The sequence below is a fragment of the Paenibacillus sp. DS2015 genome (assembly GCF_050433705.1).
In the GTDB taxonomy this organism is placed as follows: domain Bacteria; phylum Bacillota; class Bacilli; order Paenibacillales; family Paenibacillaceae; genus Paenibacillus_AQ.
Map to the genome: position 1 here is coordinate 223958 of NZ_JBNPWS010000003.1, position 25955 is coordinate 249912.

At 44.2% G+C, this 25955-nt stretch carries 15 protein-coding genes and 1 CRISPR repeat array; of the genes, 12 read left to right on the top strand and 3 right to left on the bottom strand.

Annotation, left to right across the window (positions count from 1 at the left end; translation table 11 throughout):
* The first annotated feature begins 188 nt into the window (after positions 1-188).
* The 11 genes from J2T13_RS04665 to cas2 all read left to right on the top strand — a co-directional run bounded on the left by J2T13_RS04665 (position 189) and on the right by cas2 (position 12141).
* Positions 189-887, top strand: coding sequence for a response regulator transcription factor (locus J2T13_RS04665; RefSeq protein ID WP_429368793.1), 699 nt, complete (start codon positions 189-191; stop codon positions 885-887).
* A gap of 1 nt (position 888) precedes the next feature.
* Positions 889-1824, top strand: coding sequence for a sensor histidine kinase (locus J2T13_RS04670; RefSeq protein ID WP_429368795.1), 936 nt, complete (start codon positions 889-891; stop codon positions 1822-1824).
* Positions 1825-1979: 155 nt separating this feature from the next.
* Entirely contained in the window at positions 1980-2903 is a 924-nt protein-coding gene (locus J2T13_RS04675; protein ID WP_429368797.1) for an ABC transporter ATP-binding protein, read from the top strand.
* Positions 2896-3579 (top strand): ABC transporter permease, encoded by a 684-nt coding sequence (locus J2T13_RS04680; protein WP_429368799.1) that lies wholly within the window; start codon positions 2896-2898, stop codon positions 3577-3579. The genes J2T13_RS04675 and J2T13_RS04680 overlap by 8 nt, the downstream gene beginning before the upstream one ends.
* Positions 3580-4005: 426 nt before the next feature.
* The gene (cas3, locus tag J2T13_RS04685) at positions 4006-6462 is read left to right on the top strand and encodes a CRISPR-associated helicase Cas3' (protein ID WP_429368801.1); all 2457 of its coding nucleotides are present in this window, start codon (positions 4006-4008) and stop codon (positions 6460-6462) included.
* A gap of 214 nt (positions 6463-6676) precedes the next feature.
* Positions 6677-7396, top strand: coding sequence for a type I-C CRISPR-associated protein Cas5c (cas5c, locus tag J2T13_RS04690; protein WP_429368803.1), 720 nt, complete (start codon positions 6677-6679; stop codon positions 7394-7396).
* Positions 7393-9288, top strand: coding sequence for a type I-C CRISPR-associated protein Cas8c/Csd1 (gene cas8c / locus J2T13_RS04695; RefSeq protein ID WP_429368805.1), 1896 nt, complete (start codon positions 7393-7395; stop codon positions 9286-9288). The genes cas5c and cas8c overlap by 4 nt, the downstream gene beginning before the upstream one ends.
* A gap of 15 nt (positions 9289-9303) precedes the next feature.
* Positions 9304-10164 carry a type I-C CRISPR-associated protein Cas7/Csd2 gene (gene cas7c, locus J2T13_RS04700; RefSeq protein WP_429368807.1) on the top strand — a complete coding sequence of 287 codons (861 nt, stop codon included), beginning with the start codon at positions 9304-9306 and terminating at the stop codon, positions 10162-10164.
* Positions 10154-10813 (top strand): CRISPR-associated protein Cas4, encoded by a 660-nt coding sequence (gene cas4, locus J2T13_RS04705; RefSeq protein WP_429368809.1) that lies wholly within the window; start codon positions 10154-10156, stop codon positions 10811-10813. Before cas7c ends, cas4 begins: the two co-directional genes overlap by 11 nt.
* Positions 10810-11841 (top strand): type I-C CRISPR-associated endonuclease Cas1c, encoded by a 1032-nt coding sequence (gene cas1c, locus J2T13_RS04710; protein ID WP_429368811.1) that lies wholly within the window; start codon positions 10810-10812, stop codon positions 11839-11841. The genes cas4 and cas1c overlap by 4 nt, the downstream gene beginning before the upstream one ends.
* Before the next feature lie 9 nt (positions 11842-11850).
* Complete coding sequence (gene cas2 / locus J2T13_RS04715) at positions 11851-12141, top strand: CRISPR-associated endonuclease Cas2 (protein WP_429368813.1); 291 nt, start codon at positions 11851-11853, stop codon at positions 12139-12141.
* A 166-nt stretch (positions 12142-12307) separates the two neighbouring features.
* A CRISPR array of direct repeats spans positions 12308-21013; the repeat unit is 32 nt; unit sequence GTCGCTCCCTACGCGGGAGCGTGGATTGAAAT.
* A 254-nt stretch (positions 21014-21267) separates the two neighbouring features.
* On the opposite strand, the gene J2T13_RS04720 is transcribed toward cas2, so the two are convergent.
* Entirely contained in the window at positions 21268-23523 is a 2256-nt protein-coding gene (locus tag J2T13_RS04720) for an alpha/beta hydrolase family protein (protein WP_429368815.1), read from the bottom strand.
* Between the two features lie 164 nt (positions 23524-23687).
* On the opposite strand from J2T13_RS04720, the gene J2T13_RS04725 reads away from it, so the two are divergent.
* Positions 23688-24707 carry a LacI family DNA-binding transcriptional regulator gene (locus J2T13_RS04725; protein ID WP_429368816.1) on the top strand — a complete coding sequence of 340 codons (1020 nt, stop codon included), beginning with the start codon at positions 23688-23690 and terminating at the stop codon, positions 24705-24707.
* Positions 24708-25292: 585 nt separating this feature from the next.
* Here the strand turns inward: J2T13_RS04725 and J2T13_RS04730 are convergent.
* Both J2T13_RS04730 and J2T13_RS04735 read right to left on the bottom strand, forming a co-directional pair.
* Entirely contained in the window at positions 25293-25697 is a 405-nt protein-coding gene (locus J2T13_RS04730) for a VOC family protein (RefSeq protein ID WP_429368819.1), read from the bottom strand.
* Between the two features lie 103 nt (positions 25698-25800).
* The gene (locus J2T13_RS04735; RefSeq protein WP_429368821.1) at positions 25801-25950 is read right to left on the bottom strand and encodes a hypothetical protein; all 150 of its coding nucleotides are present in this window, start codon (positions 25948-25950) and stop codon (positions 25801-25803) included.
* Positions 25951-25955 lie beyond the last annotated feature (5 nt).

Sequence of the window (25955 nt, forward strand, 5' to 3'; positions counted from 1 at the left end):
AAGCAATGGAATAGAAATAGCCGTCAGGATGATTCTGACGGTTATTTCTATTTTTTTATAGAAGAGAGTAAACTCAAGTTATGGAGAACTGTGTGTCTTCCAATTGGATTGAAATTTTAATTAATGATAATGTATTGGAAGTAAGATACAATCGTGGATATAACAAAATGGGTGGGTGAAGAGACAAGATGTCAGCAACAATATTACTCGTAGAAGATGAACCTTCCATAGGTGAGATGGTATTGAATTACTTAGAAAGAGACGGATTTACCGTCGTCCATGCGAAGGATGGAGAAGAAGCAGTACGGATATTTGCAGAGCAGCCATTCGATTTAATTCTTCTTGATCTGATGATTCCGAAGCTAAGCGGAATGGATTTCTTAAGACTAATCAGAGAGAAGAGTCTGGTTCCGATTCTGATTGTATCTGCGAAGGATAGTGAAGTGGACAAAGCACTAGGTCTTGGTTTCGGAGCGGATGACTACATTGCCAAGCCATTCTCGATGATTGAACTTTCTGCTAGAGTGAAAGCGGCGCTTAGGAGAGTAAGTTATTATGCCCATGCCCCCGCTGAGCATAGAGCGAACATCATTACGATTCATGAGCTAGTATTGGATCTCGACAATCTCACCATTAGCAAGAATGGGAAAGAAGTAAAGTTAACTTCTAAGGAACTACAAATCCTTAAGCTGTTCATGACTAACCCGAAGAAAGTATTTACGAAAGAGCATATCTACCAGACGGTATGGGATGAACCGTATTATGGAGATGAGAATATCATCAATGTCCATATGAGTAGACTAAGAGAGAAGATTGAAGATGTACCTTCTGCGCCCCAATATATTAAAACCCTGTGGGGAATCGGCTATCGATTAGGAGAGTTCTAATGTGACTATTCTTTGGATTGGCATTATTGTTCTATTGATTATTATCATTGTCTTTCAGTTCATATCGGCGAAGAGAAGAACGGCTGATTTGAAATATAGCTACACTATGATCAATCATATCTTGGAGCAGAAGTCTTCTGAGAGGGTGCTAAGAATTACCTATGATCCAACCCTGCAATCATTACTTACGGCAATTAATTCGTTACTTGATTGGAATCATGAATTAAGTGCTCAGTTTACAAGAACGGAGTTAGCGATGAGAAGAATGTTAGCTAATGTATCTCATGATCTGAAAACACCGTTGACTGTTGTTCTTGGAACGATAGAGACGATTCTACATGATTCGAGTCTTGATGAGGAAGAGCGCTTACGTCTATTAACATTGGTTCATCAAAAAGTGATAGAAATTGTTAAGTTAATTAATAAATTTTTTGACTTGGCCAAATTAGAGTCTGGCGATCAGGACTTCGCTTTAACACGTGTACATATGAATTCGGTTTGTAAGGAGAGTATTCTGTCGTTCTATGATCTTATTCATTCAAAAAATCTAAAGGCGGTTATTGAAATACCGGAGGCTCCGATATATGCCTATGCAAATGAAGAGGCTTTGGAGCGAATATTGAATAACTTAATGGACAATGCCCTCCGCTACGGAACAGATGGAAAAGTCATTGGTATTACCTTAAGAAACGATGAAAGCTATGTATATATGGATGTGTGGGATCAAGGGAAGGGAATTAATGAGAAACATCATGATCTTGTTTTTGAAAGAATGTACACCCTCGAAGACTCTAGGAATAAATCTTTTCAGGGGAGTGGACTCGGTCTAACCATAACAAAAAGATTAGTTGAACAATTAGGTGGGGAAATCCACCTTCATAGCAAACCCTATACCAAGACGGTTTTTACAGTGCAACTTCCACGAGCTACATATTAGAGGTAATTCAAACGTGCGCTATTAGTGAATTTACCATTCGTAAGGTTTTCTTAAGAATTATGAAATAAAAAAGAAAATGTTCTCGCTTAAACTAAAGATAATCTTACAAGACGAGTTCAAGAAGTCGTCAATACGAAATAGAGGAGTCCAACATTATGAGTGTTATCGTAAGTACGAACCACTTAACGAAATCTTTTCAAGGAAAAGAAGTTGTATCTGATGTGAGCATGAACATTCAGCAGGGGCAAATATACGGATTTCTAGGACCCAATGGGGCTGGGAAAACAACGATCATGAAGATGCTTCTTAATTTAGTAAAGCCAACTCATGGTGAAATAGAAATGTTCGGTGAGAAGATCAATCATTCATCTAAAGATTATCTTAAGCGAATAGGCAGTATTATTGAGTACCCTATATTCTATGATAAATTAACGGCAATGGACAATTTAGAACTTCATTGTGAATATATGGGGTTCTACAACAAGAAGGCGATTAAGGAAGCACTGGAAATGGTACAGCTCGTCGGTATTGAGGGCAAACCCGTAAAAGATTTCTCGCTAGGGATGAAGCAACGTCTGGGGATTGCTAGAGCCATTACAACGAAACCTGACTTGTTAATTCTTGATGAGCCCATTAATGGTCTAGACCCTGTCGGGATGAAAGAAATGAGAAATGTATTCAGTATGTTGAGTAAAGAATATAGGATGACATTGCTGATCTCCAGTCACTTATTGGGCGAGATCGAACATATTGCCGATACCATTGGCATTATTAAACAAGGGCAATTTATTCAGGAGATATCTTTAGACACCCTTAGAGGACAGAGTACGGCGTATATTGAGCTTGAAACACATGATCTGAAGAAGGCTGCTTTTGTATTGGAGAATAAACTACAAATTAACAATTTCAAAGTGATGGATGAGTCTGTTATCCGTATTTATGAGACATCTCTATCACAAGCAGATATATCCAAAGCATTAATATTAGCGGATATATCCATTGAATCCATTAATAAGAAAAGCATATCCTTAGAAGACTATTTCATAGATCAAATAGATGGAGTTGAGAAGCATGCTTAATCTAATGAAGCTTGAGCTTAAAAAGAATAAATTGGGATGGTATTATAGAGGGGCGGCGATTGCAACCGTAGTGGCTATACTACTAATGGTGTCATTAGAGTATCTGGATGGAAAGTCTGCATTCCCAGACTATGGAGAAGCCTTCAGCGTAGCAGGGGTACTGGTCAGAGCTACCTTTGTTATCATGGCATCGGTCCTTATTGCTAAGATGATCATTGATGAATATAATAGCAAAACCATATCGCTTTTGTTTACGTACCCGATCAGTCGTAAGAAAATTATGTTCTCCAAAGTCTTGATTGTTAGTGGATTGACCTTTATCACCATTATTATTTCTAATGTGGTCGTCGTGCTTGGTTATTTAGCGTTCAACTCGTTTCTCCATTTTAAAGCCAGCATGGTCCCCACCAACGTCTTGATCGAGCAGGGGATTAGTATCGTTCTTCAAGCTATCGCAGCCGCAGGATTTAGTCTCATTTGTCTATACTTTGGAATGCGAAAGAAATCAGTGCCTATCACCATCGTATCCTCTATAATAGTTGTTATACTATTAACACAGAGTATCAATGGATTCTCCATCAGCTCGATTATAGCGATTCCTTTTTCATTTGCGGGGATTGGGATTATTATAGCCTATCTGTCTTTTAGAAATATTGAAAGTAAGGATATTGTGTAAACTCTCGCTATAGTTCTGCGTAATTTGCAATAGGAGAATGAGGAACTGAGGAATACTTCGGTGGGTGGAGTGATTCAGGAGAAAAAGGATGTAACTTCCCATACCGAGAGTATGGATTTCAATAAACAGATTGTTGTAGCATCAAATAGCCCACATCTTGGTGACAAGATGTGGGCTATTTGATGCTTACTTTAAAACGATGAGGATACTTTTTATCAAAACTTAGTCTTATTTTAAAAAACGTCAAACATTTGGGAAAAAAATCAATAAAATGATATATATATGGTAAAATGAAAATGTTATAGTAGTTCTTTGTGCTTAGATGGAAGTGCGAAATGTACTATAAAAGTAGTGTTAGGATATAAACATTTATAGCAATCACTATTTAAACAGAATTAAACGATCTTGTTTCTAAGGAGGAAGTAAATGGAGTATATTGCCCATATCCGGGAAAGTGACAAGCAGGTGCAGACCGTCGCCGAGCATTTATTGGGTGTAAAAGCTTTAGCTGAGGCATTTGGTAACAAATTAGGCATCAGGCATATTACTGGACTCGCTGGAGTGCTTCATGATTTGGGGAAATACACGGAAGAGTTCAAGAACTACATATTATTGGCAGTGGAGAATCCGGATTCTCCACCAAAAAGAGGCAGTGTAGATCATTCGACCGCAGGCGGTAAATTATTATTCGAATTATTCCACTCTCCATCCAAAAACAGTTCAAACCGAGCGGACAGCAAACATAAAGCGATTATATCCGAAGTTGTAGGAAACGCTATCATCTCTCATCATTCCTATCTTCAAGATTTTTTAAGTCCCGATTTGGAATCCAACTATTTACATCGTGTTCGCGACAAGAAACTTGGTGAATATACTTGGACGAAAACCAACTTTTTTAAGCTAGTCATGAGTGAAGCGGAATTCCGTCATTATGTGGATCAAGCTGTGGTTGAATTGGATGTATATCTTAAGAAAGATTCTTCGGTAAATCACGAACATAAATTAATGCTCTTGACGAAATTTGTATTTAGTACTTTAGTAGACGCAGATCGGACGAACACCCGGCGTTTTGAAGAGAACAAGATAGAGCAGCGTGTAAACTCCGAAGAGTTATTCGAAATATATTATCAAAGATTGATGAATAAAATCAATTCATATGCGGAACAAGAAGATGCTCATTCACCTATTAATCTTTTAAGAAGAAAAATGTCGGATCAGTGTGAGCAGTTTGCGGAGAGGTCTTCTGATATTTACACCCTGTCGATACCCACCGGTGGAGGGAAGACACTGGCAAGCTTAAGATATGCATTAAGACACGCCAAGATTTTTCGGAAAAAGCGTATTATTTATGTTGTGCCATACACAACGATTATTGAGCAAAATGCCGAAGAAATACGCAAAATTTTAATGGATGATGCTCATATTCTGGAACATCATTCTAATTTGGTTGAGGACGAGGCTAAAGATGACGAAAATGAAGATGGTTTAATCAATATTCATCAGAAATTAAAACTGGCAAAGGACAATTGGGACTCTCCGATTATCTTTACTACGATGGTGCAGTTTCTAAATGTGTTTTATGCCGACGGAAGCAGAAATATAAGAAGGCTACATAATTTGAGTGAATCGGTCATTATTTTTGATGAGGTTCAGAAGGTTCCAGTTCCATGTATTTCCCTCTTTAATCAGGCAGTCAACTTTTTGAAAACCTACTGTAATTCCAGTATCCTACTTTGTACTGCTACCCAGCCCGAGTTGGAATTTGTTCAACATAAGCTACAAATCGAACCGGAGGCTGAAATGATAGGCAGTCTGGATCAAGTTCTTGAAGCGTTTAAACGGGTGGATATCGTCGATAAGGCAACGGGGGAGCGCTTTAACAATGACAAGCTTACGGATTTTATCATGGATAGAATTCAAGAGGTTCAGAGTGTGCTAGTCATACTGAATACGAAAATGGTCGTAAAGTCTTTATATCGTAGCTTGCAGGAGCAGGACATGCCGATTCCTATTTACCATTTAAGTACATCAATGTGTGCGGCTCACCGGAAGAAGATTTTAACGGAAGTAAAGGCACACCTTGAGCATAACAATCCTGTGATTTGCATTAGCACGCAGTTAATTGAAGCCGGAGTCGATGTGAGTTTTAAATGTGTAATTCGATCCATGGCTGGATTGGATTCCATTGCTCAAGCGGCAGGAAGATGTAATCGACACGGGGAAGAGGAAATACAGCAGGTTTATGTTATTGATCATGAGGAAGAAAATCTGAATCACCTGAAAGAAATCAAAGTAGGTAAAGAAATTTCGAGGAAGATCCTTATTGATTTAAATCGTGATCCGACTTGTCATGGTGGGAATCTACTGTCCATTCAGGCGATGAAAAAATATTTCGAAGAGTTCTATACGGAGCTTGGATCAAGTCTGAATTATTCTATACCCAAGTTGGGAAAGGAAATGACTGAGCTATTGTCATCGGGAAAGGCGGACAATACGTATTTTCAAGCTTACTACAGCAAGTATAAGGAGCACCTGCCCTTGTTTTTAGCGAATAGCTATAAAACGGCAGCTGAGCATTTTCATGTAATTGATAATCATGCCACTTCAGTTATTGTACCTTATGGGGAGGACAAGGAAGAAGGTAAAGACATCATCGCAGAATTAAATGGGCAGCAGACGATTCCTGAACTTACCCGCTTATTGCGCAATGCCCAGCAATTCACGATTAATTTATTAAGCTATGAAAAAGAACAATTGAGCAAGAATAATGGTCTGGTTTCTTATTTGGACGGGAAAGTCCTTGCTTTGACAGAAGGAGCCTATCATAAGGAGTATGGACTTAATCTTGAGAATGACAGTACATCAGGTCCGTACATGTACTAAGAAGTACTAAGAACCTATCTTCTTAAAGGATAGGTTCTCATATCATAAACTATACATTTCAATCCACGCTAATAGCGACAACTCATTATAACTTGGTAAGAGAATAATTCAAACTTTCGTATAATTTATAATATAATTTTTGTGTTGACTCAGACTGACATAAGGAATATTATGGATTTATAAATGAATTCCAAGAAAGGAGGCGGATGAAACAATGAGAAATGGAATTGAGTTTAAAATTTATGGTAAATATGCGCTGTTTACAGATCCCTTAACGAAGTTGGGCGGGGAGAAATTAACGTACAGTGTGCCGAGTTATCAGGCGTTGAAAGGTATTGTTGAAGGGATTTATTGGAAGCCTACTCTGATTTTTGTGATCGATGAGGTTCGAGTCATGAATTCTATACGCATGGAGTCCAAGGGGATTCGTCCAATGGATTATAGCGGGGGGAATACACTTGCCAATTACACGTACTTAAAGGACGTATGCTACCAAGTTCGCTGCCATTTTGAATTTAATATGAATCGTCCGGAACTTGAGTATGACCGCAACGAGCATAAACATCACAACATATTGAAGCGTTCCTTGAATGCCGGTGGTAGAAGAGACATTTTCCTAGGGGCTAGAGAATGTCAGGCTTATGTGGAGCCTTGTATATTTGGCGAAGAAGCGGGATTCTATGATGAATACGGCGATATTCACCTCGGGAATATGGTGCATGGCATCAATTACCCCGATGAAACCGGGAGAGATGAGATGGAAGTGCGGCTATGGAAACCGGTTATGAAGGACGGAATTATCCGATTTAGCAGACCGGAAGAGTGCACACAGATTCGGAAGATCGCCGATATGAAGCCCAAGTTTTTTAATGATACAAATGTTCAATCGGCAGATGAGCTGTTTACGCAAATAGAAGTGGAGGGAAATTCATGAGCTGGTTACTAAATTTATATGAGACTTATGAATTTAATCTGGACCGCGTCGGTATCCCTGAGAAAACATACAATGATCGTGAGTATACGCTGTTGCCTGTTTCTCATACCACCCAAAATGCGCATATCGTAGTTGAAGTAACGGAGAACGGTGAATTCCACTCAGCATCGGTGATCGATAAGGGGGATGCCAGTACATTAATCCCCTGCACCGAAGAATCGTCAAGTCGGGCTGGTTCAAAAGTCGCGCCTTATCCACTCCATGATAAACTGAGTTATGTGGCTGGGGATTTTGTGGCTTATGGTGGAAAAATAAAAAAAGAAGAGCCCTTCGCAGCCTATATTAAGAAGTTGGAAGAATGGGCGTATTCACCACATGCTTCTGCAAAGGTGAAAAGTATTTATAGCTACTTAAGCAAGCGGGAATTGATAAAAGATTTAGTGGCGAACCACATATTGTATCTTGATGCAGACCAGCAGCTCATAGATAAATGGGACAAGAAGTTTGAATCATTACATGGAGAGAAGCCACCCATATTCTCAGCAGTTGCTGGTGAGCAGGAAAGTGCTTTTATTCGATTTAATGTATACTCACCTGATAAAATTCTAACCAAGGTATGGAAAGACTCGGAGGTGTACGATTCTTTTGTTCAGGTTTACAGTCATTTATTGGGTGCAGATGATTACTGCTATGTAACGGGGAGAATGCTCCCCAGTACAGACAGGCATGCGAACAAAATCAGAAATGCGGCCGATAAAGCGAAACTGATCTCATCTAATGATACCAGCGGATTTACATTCCGGGGACGTTTTACGCAAAGCAGTGATGCGGCCAGTATCAGCTACGAGGTATCTCAGAAAGCCCATAATGCTTTGAAATGGCTAATTAACCGTCAAGGAAAGATTATTGACCAGCGTGTATTTCTCGTATGGGGGAATGATGATCTTAACATTCCCGATCCTACAGAGGATTTCTACTCCTTTGATCTTGAATCGGTTGCCGTCAAGGAAAGGAAGAGCTTCACCAATAAGGAGTTTGCAGGTGAAGTGGCTAAAGCTCTGGACGGCTTCAGGAATAACCTGTCTCCTGAATCCAAATCAGATGTAAATATACTTGTCCTGGATTCAGCAACAACTGGGCGGCTCGCTGTTCTTTATTACCGTAATATGAATAAAGAGGTTTACTTGGACAAGCTGGTCCATTGGCATTCAACCTGCGTGTGGCTTCACCGCTATCGTAAAAATGAGCAGGGCGAACCGGTTCAATTCTACGGAGCACCGGCGACAAAGGATATTGCCTTTGCTGCATATGGACCTAAAGCAAATGAAAAAGTTGTCAAAGGATTAATGGAACGCATGCTTCCTTGTATAGTGGACGGTCAGAAGATCCCCCAGGATATTGTGAAGAGCGCCTTTCACCGAGCATCCAATCCTGTAGCGCTGGAGAAATGGGAATGGGAAAAGACACTTAGTATTACTTGTGCCTTGATTAATAAAAAGGAGGAATACAATATGGCCTTAGACGTAGAAAATCCAGATCGTGACTATTTGTTCGGACGATTATTGGCGATTGCAGATGTATTGGAAAGAAGTGCACTTGATTCTGATGAGAAACGTTCCACAAATGCGATTCGCTATATGAACTCTTTCTCTAAACATCCTGCAAGAACTTGGCAAACGATTCAGGGATGCTTGCAGCCACACCAGGCGAGACTTGGAACGAAATTGAATTATTATACAAGAAAGATTGATGAGGTAGCTTCAAAGATTTCAATTGAAGATTTCACTAATAAGCCATTATCAGGAAAATATCTATTGGGATTCTACAGTCAACGATATGACCTCTATCAAAAGAAGGATAAAAATAATGAATCCATCCAACCATCTAACTAAAAGGAGAGATCAAATATGACTATTTTAGATCATAAAATCGATTTTGCTGTTGTTTTGTCCGTTACGAAAGCGAACCCCAATGGTGACCCTCTGAATGGTAATCGTCCACGACAAAATTATGATGGGTATGGCGAAATTTCGGACGTTGCCTTGAAACGGAAAATTAGAAATCGTCTGCAAGATTTCGGAGAATCTATCTTTGTGCAATCCAATGACCGGAAATCAGACTCATATAATAGTTTGAGAGAGCGGGCAGATGCAAATGTTGAGTTGGAGAAAATCCTAAAGGCTAAAGTAAGCTCAAACGACGAGTTTGCCAGAATCGCCTGCAAGGAATGGTTTGATGTACGTAGCTTTGGTCAAGTATTCGCATTCAAGGCAGACAAAGGATCAGGTGTATCTGTAGGGGTAAGAGGCCCTGTATCCATCCATACAGCAACCAGTGTGAGTCCCATTGATATTACTAGCATGCAGATTACTAAAAGTGTGAATTCAGAGCCGGGAAAAGATAGAGGATCAGATACGATGGGCATGAAGCATCGTGTGGATTTTGGCGTTTATGTTTTTTATGGCAGTATTAATACGCAGTTAGCCGAGAAAACAGGATTCACAAATGAGGATGCAGACAAAATCAAGCAAGCATTGGTTACGTTGTTCGAGAATGATGTTTCTTCCGCTAGACCTGATGGAAGTATGGAAGTACATAAAGTGTACTGGTGGGAACATAGCTCCAAGCTGGGTCAATATTCCTCGGCTAAAGTACATCGTTCGTTGGACGTTTGCCAAACCGTTGAGGAGCCTAAGGCAATAGACGAATATGATATTAATTTAACTGAATTAGAAGGACTAAAGGTTGAAATTATAGATGGCCTATAACGAAGAAGATGATGAATTAATGCTCTCCGGGATACAACATTTTCATTTTTGCAAACGGCAGTGGGCATTAATACACATCGAGCAGCAATGGGCCGAGAATGTTAAAACCGTTGAGGGGCAACATCTTCATCGTAACGCTGATCAACCATTTACCAGGGAAAAGAGAGGTGATAAGCTCGTCGTTCGTGCGATGCCCGTAAAGTCAGATGAACTTAAGATTACAGGTATTTGTGATGTCGTAGAGTTTATCAAAGATGATCGAGGTGTTGAAATCAATGGTGCTGAAGGTAAATATGCAGCTTATCCGATTGAATATAAACGTGGTAAGCCAAAAGTAAATGATGAGGATGTTTTACAGTTAACCGCACAAGCCATGTGTTTGGAAGAAATGCTGCTGTGTGAAGTATCGACAGGATACATTTTTTACGAGGAAATTAAGCATAGGATTGAAGTAGAATTGACTTTGGAGCTTAAAGCTAAAGTGAAGTCCATTGTGGAGGAAATGCAGGATTACTATCGACGTAGGCATACTCCTAAAGTGAAAACAGGGGCTTTTTGCGAAAGCTGTTCCCTTCAGCACATTTGTTTGCCCAAAATGATGAATAAACAGACGGTGAAAAGTTATGTTGAAGGGAAAATCAGAGAATGAAGAAACTGCTGAATACGCTGTATATCACGCAGCCTGATGTTTATTTATCGTTGGATGGAGATAATATTGTATTGCTGAAAGATAAGGAAAAATTGGGCAGGCTCCCACTTCATAACCTGGAGTCCATTGTAGCTTTTGGTTACACTGGAGCCAGCCCAGCATTGATGGGATATTGTGCGGACAGTAACATCGCGCTAATGTTTCTAACCATAAACGGAAGATTTCTGGCTAGAGTTACTGGCGTGAGTAGAGGGAATGTTGTGCTTAGAAAGAAACAGTATAAGGTGTCAGAAGACGAGACTCTATCCGCGAAGATCGCCCGTAACTTTATTGTAGGTAAAATCTATAATCACAAATGGATCTTGGAGAGAATGACAAGGGATTATCCATTACGTATAAATGTCGATCAATTTAAAGCAACGTCTCAGCACTTGTCTTCTCTTATTCTTGAAGTAAGAAAATGTGAGCAATTAGATAGATTAAGGGGGCTGGAAGGTCAAGCGGCTATTAGCTACAATAAGTTGTTTAATCAGATGATTTTGCAACAAAATGAGGACTTTTACTTTCATTTACGCTCCCGAAGACCACCGCTAGATAATGTGAATGCCATGTTATCTTTTGCATATACCTTGTTGGCTAACGATACTGCATCAGCCTTAGAGGCTGTAGGGTTGGATGCATATGTAGGATTCCTTCATCGGGACCGGCCTGGGAGAATATCTTTGGCGCTGGATGTCATGGAAGAGTTACGTGGAGTTGTTGCAGACAAGTTTGTTCTGTCCTTAATTAATAAGAAGATTGTGAATAACGATGATTTTCTCCAAAAAGAAAGCGGTGCGGTGATCATGACCGATGAAGCGAGAAAGAAGTTTTTAACCGCTTGGCAAAACAAAAAGCAAGAAAAGATCACACATCCCTATCTGGGCGAAAAAATTCCATGGGGATTGGTACCACATGTACAAGCTTTGTTATTGGCGCGTCATTTACGTAATGACTTAGATGAGTATCCTCCATTTTTATGGAAGTAGGTGCAGTAGATGTTGGTGTTAATTACGTATGATGTAAGCACAATCAGCACTGGAGGCCAAAGCAGACTGCGAAGGGTTTCGAAAACTTGCCAAAACTATGGACAAAGAGTCCAAAATTCGGTCTTTGAATGTATCGTAGATGCGACTCAATTTGCTGAACTAAGAATAAAGCTTATGGATATTATTGATCAAAATGAGGATAGCCTTAGATTTTATCAGCTTGGAAATAACTATAAAAATAAGGTGGAACATGTGGGTTTGAAGCCATCAATTGACCTAGAAGGCCCTTTAATATTGTAGTGCGAATGTATAGTACACATGATTTCCCCGGGACATTCGCACCATTTTTATAACAATATTTGTATGAAATACTTAAGTTTAAAGTTTTTTGTGATATTTATTGGAGTAAGAAGCCAAATTTCAAACTAAAAAAGGGATTTATTCCTTTTTTTAGTTTGAAATCGCTGTCGCTCCCTACGCGGGAGCGTGGATTGAAATGCTCGAACGTTTAACGACTCTCCGTATTCCTTCGTCGCTCCCTACGCGGGAGCGTGGATTGAAATACATCGATCACATTGTACCGATGGTACAAGGCGGTCGCTCCCTACGCGGGAGCGTGGATTGAAATTGCTTCTGATTCATTAATAATTAATTGTTGGTTTGTCGCTCCCTACGCGGGAGCGTGGATTGAAATATACTCGTTATCTAAGATGTAGTCAGTATTGAATCGTCGCTCCCTACGCGGGAGCGTGGATTGAAATTCTTACGTCTCCGCTCATTTGTGAAACGATATAGTCGCTCCCTACGCGGGAGCGTGGATTGAAATATTATCTGATTACACCTCCAGACAATTCTTGTTCGTCGCTCCCTACGCGGGAGCGTGGATTGAAATTTTTGATCACCTATCATGCCTGCTGGAATATAGTGTCGCTCCCTACGCGGGAGCGTGGATTGAAATTTTGGTGCTTCTTGCAGGTAATGCGGCCATACTGGTCGCTCCCTACGCGGGAGCGTGGATTGAAATTTTTCAATGGTAACTGACTCTAAAGACTTAGGATGTCGCTCCCTACGCGGGAGCGTGGATTGAAATCCCGCACCGCACCATTGACGATTAACGTCTAAGTCGCTCCCTACGCGGGAGCGTGGATTGAAATTTTGCACAGCGAGTAATCCTAGGGAAAACGAAATTGTCGCTCCCTACGCGGGAGCGTGGATTGAAATTGGAACTGGCTCTACTAGTGGTAGTACTAGTGGTAGTCGCTCCCTACGCGGGAGCGTGGATTGAAATGTCTAATGTAATTGATATGAGTAAACATAAGTGGTCGCTCCCTACGCGGGAGCGTGGATTGAAATGAAATAAACATATCGGATGGGACAGATTTAGAAGGTCGCTCCCTACGCGGGAGCGTGGATTGAAATATTAGTGTAGATAGAGTGTGGACTAAAGAGCAGGATGTCGCTCCCTACGCGGGAGCGTGGATTGAAATTTTAATTCGGGTTCGTCTTCATCACACATTAGAGTCGCTCCCTACGCGGGAGCGTGGATTGAAATAACATGATCTAAGCGATTAGAGCGTACATGTATAACGTCGCTCCCTACGCGGGAGCGTGGATTGAAATATGAAGATTGCTTATACGACTATGTACTGAGCAGTCGCTCCCTACGCGGGAGCGTGGATTGAAATGACTGGAAAGTCAGTGCCTGATATGTACAGGAATGTCGCTCCCTACGCGGGAGCGTGGATTGAAATCTCGATGCGTCTTTGAATCACGTCCATAGCTTCCGTCGCTCCCTACGCGGGAGCGTGGATTGAAATAAGCTGAGATTGAGAATAGAGAACAACAGGAAGACGTCGCTCCCTACGCGGGAGCGTGGATTGAAATATCATCCGTCAACGGTTGCATTGCAATGGATAGGCGTCGCTCCCTACGCGGGAGCGTGGATTGAAATACGTTCGGGCGTTACGTGATTGGATCAATAGCGGAGGTCGCTCCCTACGCGGGAGCGTGGATTGAAATACCAATACGCGTCCAATGATTAAACGAATGCTTCCGTCGCTCCCTACGCGGGAGCGTGGATTGAAATAAATCACTTTAAATCATTAGGATTCACAGTGGAGTCGCTCCCTACGCGGGAGCGTGGATTGAAATAAATGTCTAGTAAACATGCCTGTAATAATTGAGGTCGCTCCCTACGCGGGAGCGTGGATTGAAATATTCTGCTTGACTGGCAGCATGAAATTCTTTCAGTCGCTCCCTACGCGGGAGCGTGGATTGAAATTTACAACTAGCGGAAATGTCCGCAGATAACCCGAGTCGCTCCCTACGCGGGAGCGTGGATTGAAATCATATACAGCCACGCCGAACCCTTCGGATGGCAGCGTGTCGCTCCCTACGCGGGAGCGTGGATTGAAATCTTTCGAGATACTCCGGAATGTACGGAACCTACGTCGCTCCCTACGCGGGAGCGTGGATTGAAATTAAAGCCCTAAGCTTGTGTCAACTTGAAATCGGCGTCGCTCCCTACGCGGGAGCGTGGATTGAAATCGTATAATGGCGCTGGAACGCGAAGTAAGTGTCGTCGCTCCCTACGCGGGAGCGTGGATTGAAATGTAGAGATGAACGCGGAACTCTACGGAATGGAAGTCGCTCCCTACGCGGGAGCGTGGATTGAAATGTAAATATGCGGAAGAGAACAAGGGGAGCGCTCCGAGTCGCTCCCTACGCGGGAGCGTGGATTGAAATTTTAAGCTATATGTACCGGCGAAGTATTTACCGGTCGCTCCCTACGCGGGAGCGTGGATTGAAATATTGTGAGTCATAACTCATAAAAAATGATTGACAGTCGCTCCCTACGCGGGAGCGTGGATTGAAATTGCCTCAATGGAAGTCACCGGTGCTACTCCGTCGTCGCTCCCTACGCGGGAGCGTGGATTGAAATGCTATTCCCACGCGATTACCACGGATCATATTGTAGTCGCTCCCTACGCGGGAGCGTGGATTGAAATAATGATACCTTCATGGAGCTAAGCAACCGAGATGGTCGCTCCCTACGCGGGAGCGTGGATTGAAATAACTTACCCTCTCGTGCATAAGCGTAGAACTTGCGGTCGCTCCCTACGCGGGAGCGTGGATTGAAATTTTGCCTTGATCGTTGCTAGGTTTGCTTTATTGCGTCGCTCCCTACGCGGGAGCGTGGATTGAAATACGTTAGGTCTTTACGAGACTGGATCAACAGTGGTCGCTCCCTACGCGGGAGCGTGGATTGAAATTAGATCAGCGCGATGTACTGTATGGTGTTTACAGTCGCTCCCTACGCGGGAGCGTGGATTGAAATTCGATATGGACGAGGATTTAACGGATGCTGAAGTCGCTCCCTACGCGGGAGCGTGGATTGAAATATCTAACCGCGTGTTCACTTCTCCAAAAGTTACCGGTCGCTCCCTACGCGGGAGCGTGGATTGAAATAATTACCGCCATACGTTCGGTGCGATCCCCTACGTCGCTCCCTACGCGGGAGCGTGGATTGAAATGGACTAGTAGTCAAGATCATGATGGAAGTTTATGTCGCTCCCTACGCGGGAGCGTGGATTGAAATCGGTACTCGTCGTACAGACCGCTTGTCCATTGGTGTCGCTCCCTACGCGGGAGCGTGGATTGAAATTTTTATATACTCGTGGTATGACTTTGTTGTTAAGTCGCTCCCTACGCGGGAGCGTGGATTGAAATATATAATCTACTCCTTTTATGTTATTACCTAAATAGTCGCTCCCTACGCGGGAGCGTGGATTGAAATAATCTCCGCGCCATACATGTTAATAGCGTCATTTGTCGCTCCCTACGCGGGAGCGTGGATTGAAATCAACGACGTCCGGCGCTATCGATAATGCCGGTATCGTCGCTCCCTACGCGGGAGCGTGGATTGAAATTTCAGCCAATCGTTCCTCCAAAACCACGCCATGCTGTCGCTCCCTACGCGGGAGCGTGGATTGAAATTCTGAGATGGAAAAGGCTAGCGGTGGCGTTGTGAAAGGTCGCTCCCTACGCGGGAGCGTGGATTGAAATAGTCACACATGTGGTGGTGCCGAAATGATAAACGTCGCTCCCTACGCGGGAGCGTGGATTGAAATCGGACTATAAGAAGCGTGGTCCATCGGAAGTACTGTCGCTCCCTACGCGGGAGCGTGGATTGAAATAATTGGCGGTCACTCCTTCCGTTAATTGCGTCATAAGTCGCTCCCTACGCGGGAGCGTGGATTGAAATTTCGACCTCCGTAACAACAACGCGCTCGCCCACGTCGCTCCCTACGCGGGAGCGTGGATTGAAATAAATTTGATCGGAACCTTGGAAGGATCAGAGACTGTCGCTCCCTACGCGGGAGCGTGGATTGAAATACTGCATTGGAGGATGAATCCCGGGCGCTTGAAGTCGCTCCCTACGCGGGAGCGTGGATTGAAATGTTTTCGAACTCTTGCATGGATAGCGCTGCAAAGTCGCTCCCTACGCGGGAGCGTGGATTGAAATGACAACTGCATATTAATCGCCGTTCCCAGTATATCTAGTCGCTCCCTACGCGGGAGCGTGGATTGAAATCCCTTGCGCAGATATCTCCGGGAATATATTTCCGTCGCTCCCTACGCGGGAGCGTGGATTGAAATGAGTACGCGGTACTCATCGTGGGTCAGCACGTTAAGTCGCTCCCTACGCGGGAGCGTGGATTGAAATCTCAATACGAAATCGTTATTGAATGTGATGGTGACGTCGCTCCCTACGCGGGAGCGTGGATTGAAATCGTCATAACGCGTCCTATTACGCACATCTACGCGTCGCTCCCTACGCGGGAGCGTGGATTGAAATAGCTTTTCGATCGCGTCATTCGTTAATATTTTCCGGTCGCTCCCTACGCGGGAGCGTGGATTGAAATATTGACATGCTCAACCTCTGCTCTTTCCAGCATATGTCGCTCCCTACGCGGGAGCGTGGATTGAAATAAGATTGTGAATAGGTTTGCAGTTATCGCAAAACCGTCGCTCCCTACGCGGGAGCGTGGATTGAAATCATTTACCGCATACTCGTGTTGACCGGAGGTTAGTGTCGCTCCCTACGCGGGAGCGTGGATTGAAATACGCATGTCTTTATAGCCTACGGTATACTTACGGTCGCTCCCTACGCGGGAGCGTGGATTGAAATCGTTAATTGCGTCATAATTGTGTCAATCTGCACAGTCGCTCCCTACGCGGGAGCGTGGATTGAAATATTATATACGTCAATATACGCTACTCTTGTGAGTGTCGCTCCCTACGCGGGAGCGTGGATTGAAATATTTCCTCCTTTGTTTGTCTCTTGCTCTGATATAGTCGCTCCCTACGCGGGAGCGTGGATTGAAATAATATGTCGGCGCCTGTCCCCTGGATAACGGCGGTCGCTCCCTACGCGGGAGCGTGGATTGAAATTCGTAATATGCGTCCAGTATCTCCGCAGCGGTAGAGTCGCTCCCTACGCGGGAGCGTGGATTGAAATTGAAGTGATGCAGATACCTGCAGGATCATCTCAGTCGCTCCCTACGCGGGAGCGTGGATTGAAATGTATCTCAGCTAATGAAGGGCGGTTATTATCTTGTCGCTCCCTACGCGGGAGCGTGGATTGAAATTTCGGCTGTGATAACCATTCAATCGCGATATATTGTTGTCGCTCCCTACGCGGGAGCGTGGATTGAAATCGTAGGCTTAAGCGGTGAGTAACAACATCTGATAGCGTCGCTCCCTACGCGGGAGCGTGGATTGAAATCAGTAGCGTCCAATCGACGTCTCCGGTTGTAGCGTGTCGCTCCCTACGCGGGAGCGTGGATTGAAATATATGTGCGATGTCGTCGCGTTTCTGCGCGATGAGAGTCGCTCCCTACGCGGGAGCGTGGATTGAAATAACGTTAACGATATCGGACGCTCTCCCTTACCGCGTCGCTCCCTACGCGGGAGCGTGGATTGAAATACCTCCTGCGGTTGTGGCGTTGAATAGCGATTCTACGTCGCTCCCTACGCGGGAGCGTGGATTGAAATATACGTAGGGTTAACAAATACCCTCGTCAGCGTACAGTCGCTCCCTACGCGGGAGCGTGGATTGAAATTTCGCGTAAACCACAAGGTCGCCTCCGCGGTCATTGTCGCTCCCTACGCGGGAGCGTGGATTGAAATTACTCCAACATCAATAATGGCAGAACTAGCTGTTGTCGCTCCCTACGCGGGAGCGTGGATTGAAATAACAACACTCCTCGTTTATAGTTTCGGAACATAGGGTCGCTCCCTACGCGGGAGCGTGGATTGAAATATTGCTATCTGAAATTCGTTCGGGCAGTATACGCGTCGCTCCCTACGCGGGAGCGTGGATTGAAATACGATGACCATGCGGACTCGGACCATCAAGCGGTGTCGCTCCCTACGCGGGAGCGTGGATTGAAATAAGCCACGTAGGGGCGATCATACAAAAGTAACGGCGTCGCTCCCTACGCGGGAGCGTGGATTGAAATAAGTATTGGTTAGCGGCAAGGACTACGACATCAGCGTCGCTCCCTACGCGGGAGCGTGGATTGAAATCTAAATTAGTAATAGCAATGAACAAAGGATCCAAACGTCGCTCCCTACGCGGGAGCGTGGATTGAAATAGATAGCGCTAAGTAGGATTCGAAGTCTTGTTCAGTCGCTCCCTACGCGGGAGCGTGGATTGAAATCTCGATATGAGAGCACGCGAATATGGACTAACCCGTCGCTCCCTACGCGGGAGCGTGGATTGAAATACCTCCAACAAGAGGAAGCCGCACTGATTAAGCGTCGCTCCCTACGCGGGAGCGTGGATTGAAATGGAATATCGAACGCATGACCGAACATCTGATTAAAGTCGCTCCCTACGCGGGAGCGTGGATTGAAATTCCGAATGTTATGCCGAGTGCCTTCAACGCTCCGGTCGCTCCCTACGCGGGAGCGTGGATTGAAATATCAAGATGACGGAGGAGGCATTACGTGGATACTACGTCGCTCCCTACGCGGGAGCGTGGATTGAAATTCAAACATCCACCATGCTTCTTTCCACTGCTTCTGTCGCTCCCTACGCGGGAGCGTGGATTGAAATTACTCCAACATCAATAATGGCAGAACTAGCTGTTGTCGCTCCCTACGCGGGAGCGTGGATTGAAATCGATAATATTCGATGATGTCGTCTACCGTTGTCGTCGCTCCCTACGCGGGAGCGTGGATTGAAATTTACCAACTTCAAGTGTACCAACCATGCCATTTGCAGTCGCTCCCTACGCGGGAGCGTGGATTGAAATGACGAGTCCGTTACGAGTCCGAAGATACGCTCCCACGTCGCTCCCTACGCGGGAGCGTGGATTGAAATATTTATTGGAAATGTATAGTACCTTTTCATGATGTCGCTCCCTACGCGGGAGCGTGGATTGAAATTTTCAAGCTTGGGTTAGCCCTAAAAATCTTTAGGTCGCTCCCTACGCGGGAGCGTGGATTGAAATTCATTAGGTAAACCCCCTACTTTTTATGAGTGTCGGTCGCTCCCTACGCGGGAGCGTGGATTGAAATACAATTCGAGGACTTGGAAAGTGAAGTTATTGGGTCGCTCCCTACGCGGGAGCGTGGATTGAAATCAGACGGGGCAGGAATCCTATACTCATGGATACCAAGTCGCTCCCTACGCGGGAGCGTGGATTGAAATATTTAATACGGCAGGGTCATCGTCATGTTAACTGGGTCGCTCCCTACGCGGGAGCGTGGATTGAAATGATTCCAGCAATTCCTGTTCGTACTGTTTAAATCGTCGCTCCCTACGCGGGAGCGTGGATTGAAATTGATAAGCGAAATGAAGTTAACATACTGCAAACGGTCGCTCCCTACGCGGGAGCGTGGATTGAAATCGTTATTATCACACCACCTCTTACAGCGCTTGTCGTCGCTCCCTACGCGGGAGCGTGGATTGAAATTGTAACGGTCCCGGCATGGACAGGTTGTTTAGGGTCGCTCCCTACGCGGGAGCGTGGATTGAAATTTGATCCGCATGAGATGTACACATGGTATTACGAGTCGCTCCCTACGCGGGAGCGTGGATTGAAATCTATCTCGATATTTGCTTCGACTTTCGTGGTGTTCGTCGCTCCCTACGCGGGAGCGTGGATTGAAATGGATTGGTCGGGACTCTGGTGGAGGGTAAGAGGTGTCGCTCCCTACGCGGGAGCGTGGATTGAAATAAAGATGGAAAAGAGAGAGTGGATCACGTCTCGAGTCGCTCCCTACGCGGGAGCGTGGATTGAAATACTCTCCCTCGCGCGTCATGATGGAGCTTGGCGGTCGCTCCCTACGCGGGAGCGTGGATTGAAATATTTGTCCAGCAAGACCAGTTACATAGATGCCAACGTCGCTCCCTACGCGGGAGCGTGGATTGAAATGTCAGAAGACATGTGGAGGATAAAAGTCAGCAATTGTCGCTCCCTACGCGGGAGCGTGGATTGAAATTTTCGATGGTCTCGGAGCTAACCGCGCATTGAAATGTCGCTCCCTACGCGGGAGCGTGGATTGAAATAAGTCCATTATTTCATCATTCAATTGCCTATTAACGTCGCTCCCTACGCGGGAGCGTGGATTGAAATCGCACCAACCCTATCCAATACGATCTCACTATTGTCGCTCCCTACGCGGGAGCGTGGATTGAAATTACCGAGTCTGTTGTAAGCTCTCCAACCTTGATGTCGCTCCCTACGCGGGAGCGTGGATTGAAATATCTACACCTGGTTCTACGTGCAGGTTAACTACGTCGCTCCCTACGCGGGAGCGTGGATTGAAATCTCAGAACATGACCGAGGCGTTACGGCTGGCAGCGTCGCTCCCTACGCGGGAGCGTGGATTGAAATAGGCTTACCCTTGGAGAGCTTAGCTTCAAAATCGTCGCTCCCTACGCGGGAGCGTGGATTGAAATGGTAACAATAAGTGCAACTTTGGATGGTGTTTTGGTCGCTCCCTACGCGGGAGCGTGGATTGAAATCTGAATGGAACAGACCACCGTATATTGTTTTGGCAGTCGCTCCCTACGCGGGAGCGTGGATTGAGATAACCATATACGACCCTGCGGCTAGTAATTGATGGTCGCTCCCTACGCGGGAGCGTGGATTGAAATGGTAACTACCCAGTATGAATTCCTTGGTTGGGAGAGTCGCTCCCTAAGCGGGAGCGACCATTGATTATGATAAATATATTTTAGGGTATTCTCCCGATTTCACGTCTAAATCAATGGCAAGGGTTTTCTGGAAATGAGAGGCTCCTAATCAGTATCATTAGTTGCAGAAAAAGATGGATAAGTTCAGATCGTAGGGCTATTCCTTTACGATTTTTTTTAAGCAGTGCTATACGTTTTGAAATTACAGCGAATAGCTAATCACGATACAACCCCAGATCATCTAACATGATCTTGCCGGGTCCACCACTGAAATAAAAGGTGATACTTTTGATATTGGCAGGATTAAAGCTGGAATTAAGTTTTCGGAATACGTCAAAAGGTATTCGGACGGTTTGAAATATAGGCTGTTCTGGAAGGTCATATTTACCACCATCAAAGTGCTTTTCAAGCCATTTGCTTTTCGTGAAATAAGTGACGTCTGGAGACTTGAGTGTCATGAATTGTGATAAAGGTACAATCACCGTTAGGTCGTTGTGCGTCTGTAAGGCAACCTTGATTTCAGGTACTGACTGGGTTTCTCCTTGTTCATGTTTCAGATCTGCACTTTGGTTAGCAATAGAGAAAGATATCCCATCGGCTATAGCCAGACGATTTAATAAGCTACTATTATCCCAGACAAGGGAATAAGATGCATCTGGCGTATGATCCCCTGAGATCTCCTCGTTCCATTCCAGCACGACAGCATCATTTTTGGTAAGATAGGCCTTTTCAGACCAGTTAAGTCCGTTTGCAGCTGCTGTTCCGCCGTTGAGTAAGGTCGTCTTGTCGTTATCTTCTTCAAAGCGAGCTAATCTAACAAATGTGCCATCCTCGTATTTATTGAAATAAGTAGTATCCGGCAGCCATTCAGCTCCAGAACGATAGTCTTGGAATAGGTTTATATAATCCTCTTTCTTGTGAAGGACAGTTTCTAGAAAGGCGGAGACAAACACTTTAGCAATCTGTCTCTGATCTGTTCCTTCCATTAAGTGCTGTTGATTAAGAAAAAGCCCTTTGGGTACACTCAGATCAAGGTCTCCCCAAGATGAATTAAATTGAGAATGGTTTGCGTCCCCAATGTGAAGATATGTTTTGAATCCAGAATGATTAGGCGTGAACGTGGCACGAGCGTAATGACGCTCTCCGAAATATTCATTTAGATCTCCATCTTTTGCTCCTTGAAGTGCCATATAGCTAATGTTGCTGAGTTTGGTTTGTTTATTATCGATGACAGAATCTGTAGGTGCTAAGGCAACCAGTCCTTGAATTCCAAAAGAATGGAGATCGTCTTTCTGGTCCGAATCGGTATCGAACCAGAGCGTAGAATCAGCAGCCATAGCCACCGCTTGCCCCCCTCTAGAATGTCCAATCAAGCCAATATTGTCGAGATCCACTTTGTCCGAGAAAGGAGTATCTTCTTGTTCTGCAAAGGTTCGGATCTGCTGGAGGTGCTTAAGTAGAACCCATGCCCGCATCGTCATATCGTTATCTGGGATGTTGGCCCACACCGAATAGTTAAGGAAGTTCTCATCCACAGATACCGTAATAAAACCTCTACTGGCAAGTAATTCCCCAAGATATCCATAACCCTCGTCAGAGTAATCTTCCATCAAATGATTGCCATGAACCATGAGCACGAGTGGAAAAGGACCTTCACCCTCAGGCATCCAGACTCTTCCGTTAATGGGTAACTGATTCTGGTTGAATCCCCAGAATAAAGTGCGAAGTAAAGACCACTTTTTAATATATGCAGAAGCGTTGACGGGTGAAGATAAGAGATCTACTTCCGTATCGAATTCTGAACGGTGTAGATCAAATCCACTACCGTAGGTAAAGTATTGAAAGGCATAGGGTCCAGGTTCAGCGGGATTGTTATAAGAGTTCGTAGATACAATGGGTTGTATGGTGGGTTGGATCGCCTGTATTGTCGGGTCTACGACATTAGAATCTGGGATCGTCTGAACGGAGAAGAGACTTAATAACATCCCACAAGTTAGCCATATTTTGATACGCTTGGAGTAGTATTTACTATGAATAATGCTTATGAAGAAACCAAGCAGAACACCTAGAGCTGTCACGCCAATGGAGGAAATAATAGATACAAGGACGCCACTTCCCGGAATCCAGAATGACAAATAGAAACAGACTAAACTAAATATGACTCCACCAGTGAACAATCGTGGAATAGGAAGCCCTAAGAGTGCGAGCAGTAGAGCTATGAAGTGGGCTGATAAGGCAAATTCAATCGTACCGAGCGTAATCGTCAGCATAATATCAAGTACAGATCCAAGGCCAGTTGGCATACTGATGGCTATGATAGAGAAAATATAACAACTAAGTATCCACAGACCTCCCATAGCCATGCGCCAAAAGGGACGATCTAAAGCATACGTAGTCTTAAGGCGACGTTGTATACGTGAGCGGAAGGATATTTTAGTTGGAATAGGCGTATATAAGATTTCAGGTTCCATGATGTCTCCCTAGTATTTATCAATATGGCATTAGTGTATATTGTATCATGCTATGAAGAGTTAGGTAACTGTATGTGCGTTTGTTTATATGGTAAATTTACTAAAATAAAGCTATACTTTTATAATGTTGTTTTTCCTTTCAGGATGAAGAAGGAGCTTAAGATATGAAGAAGTTAACCATTGAAGATGTAGCACAGAGGGCGGGTGTGTCTAAGAGCACCGTGTCTCAGTTTCTAAATAAAAGATACAAATATATGAGTGATGCAACGAAAAAACGAATTGCTGAGGTCGTGGAGGAGCTCAATTACCAGCCTAATGGTCTGGCAAGAAGCTTAAAGAATAATCGCACGCATATGATCGGGGTCATTGTGGCCAATATTGATTACACGTTATCGATCCAATGTATTCGAGCGATTGAGAGTGAACTGCAAACCCATGGGATACAGGTGATCATTTGTAATGCGGATGAGAATCCAGACAAAGAGAGTAAATATATTGAGATGCTGGTGGCTCGACAGGTAGATGGTCTAATCATTTTCCCAACGGGGAACAATGCGGCGGCTTATGGTCGGCTTATTACGGAGAACTTCCCGATGGTCTTTCTGGATCGGCTAGTGGAACAAGTCACGACACATAGTCTACTTCTAGATAATGAAATGGCGGTCAAAATCGGCATCCAAGAGCTAGTAAGCAACCAACATGAAGAAATAGCTCTGATCACATTGCCTCATGAGACACATCGGATTACTCCAAGGCTGGAAAGATTGAGCGGGTACAAAAAAGCGATGGAGGAATGTGGTCTTAAGATCAGAGATGAGTATATCCGCAGTGTTCCTAAGGAAGATATTCAGGGAACTATGGCGAAGTTGCTTCATTTACAGGACCCACCTACAGCCATTCTTGCTGGGAATGATATCGTACTCGCAGAGATGTTGAAATACGCCAGTACGCATAATATTCGAATTCCTGAGGATATATCGGTGATCGGTATTGACGATGCAGATTTTGCTCATATCTATAACCCTAACATTACCACCATCGGTCAACCCACTTACGACATGGGTAAGCAAGCAGCGAAAATATTGCTTCAATGCATCGAAGAGACAGGCACGACTGTGCCGATCATTTATCGATTTGTCCCTCAATTGCACAAAGGTAAGTCTGTTAAACCATTAGAAGCTTAACCCTTGGATGTAGATGATCGATATTTATGAATATTGAATACTCGACAGCCTTCAAGTAATCGGACTAACTTGTGCGGGAGCTGCAACGTTGTGATTAGCAAAAGAGTATGGAAGATGCAACGTTGTGACTAGCCAAAGAGTGTGTGGTCAGAGGGATATTTTCTCCTCGGCACACACACTCTTTGGCTTTACTTTGCAATGGGTTTATTTAAGACTCTAAAGCGTAGTTAGTTTAGTGCTTGATGGTGATGAGAATAAATAACAGGAAATGATCCATCTAATGTGACTCATACATCGCTAGGGGAGGACTTAACCGGAAAACCTCCATCTAATTCGACACTTTGAGGTAATAGTGCTTGAATCGCTTGAAATAACAGGAGAATTTCCAGTTAATTAGTGAAATGAGCGGTTTTCTCAACAATTTAACTGGAGGAATTCCCGGTAAATGAAATCAGCATCATTCTTAATCCTAACAAGTATCAGTTTAGAAAAATTACTATAAATCCATAAACGACTACCAGGGCCAGGATCTCGATTTCTCGTTGAGCGAGGTTATAACGAGAGGCAAAACTGTTCCCCCAAGAATCATCCCCTACCGCTGAACCGTTTGATCGCGTCCTCGGTCACCGGCTGGAAGAGGTTAATGAGGTTGCCGTCGGGATCACGGAATAACACAGCACGGTTCCCCCACGGCATCGTGGTCGGTTCCTTTACCCACTCGTCGACAAATGGCTTCAAGCGCTCGTATTCGGCATCGACATCGTCGACGCGGAACTCGAGGATGACAGTGTGATTGTCGGCCGCCACTGCGGAACCAATGCCGAACAGTGGCACCGTCTGGGAGTGGCCGATCGCCAGGGTGCACGATGGCACAACGAGTTCGGCAAAGACAGGCGCGGGGCGCTCCGCCGAAACACCCATGACTTTCTCATAGAACTCGACAAGACGATCCACGTCGTCGGTAATGATGCGTACAGAAGCAAAATTCATAAGATATCATCCTTCCCATAATAAATGATACAATACCATATCATTTTGGGCCAGAACCAGCTCTCCACCCCTTTATGTTTACTTACTCGATTATAAAATAACGCTACTGACAACGGTATGTCAGTAGCGTTTTAACATTTTTGTTTTTTTCTGCCAATGTCGATACCCGCCCCGTTGACGTATGTTTATTTGCAGGAATTACAATCCTGCCAAGCTCGTCAACCTTTCTTACAATGCCTGTTTCTTTCATCATTCGTT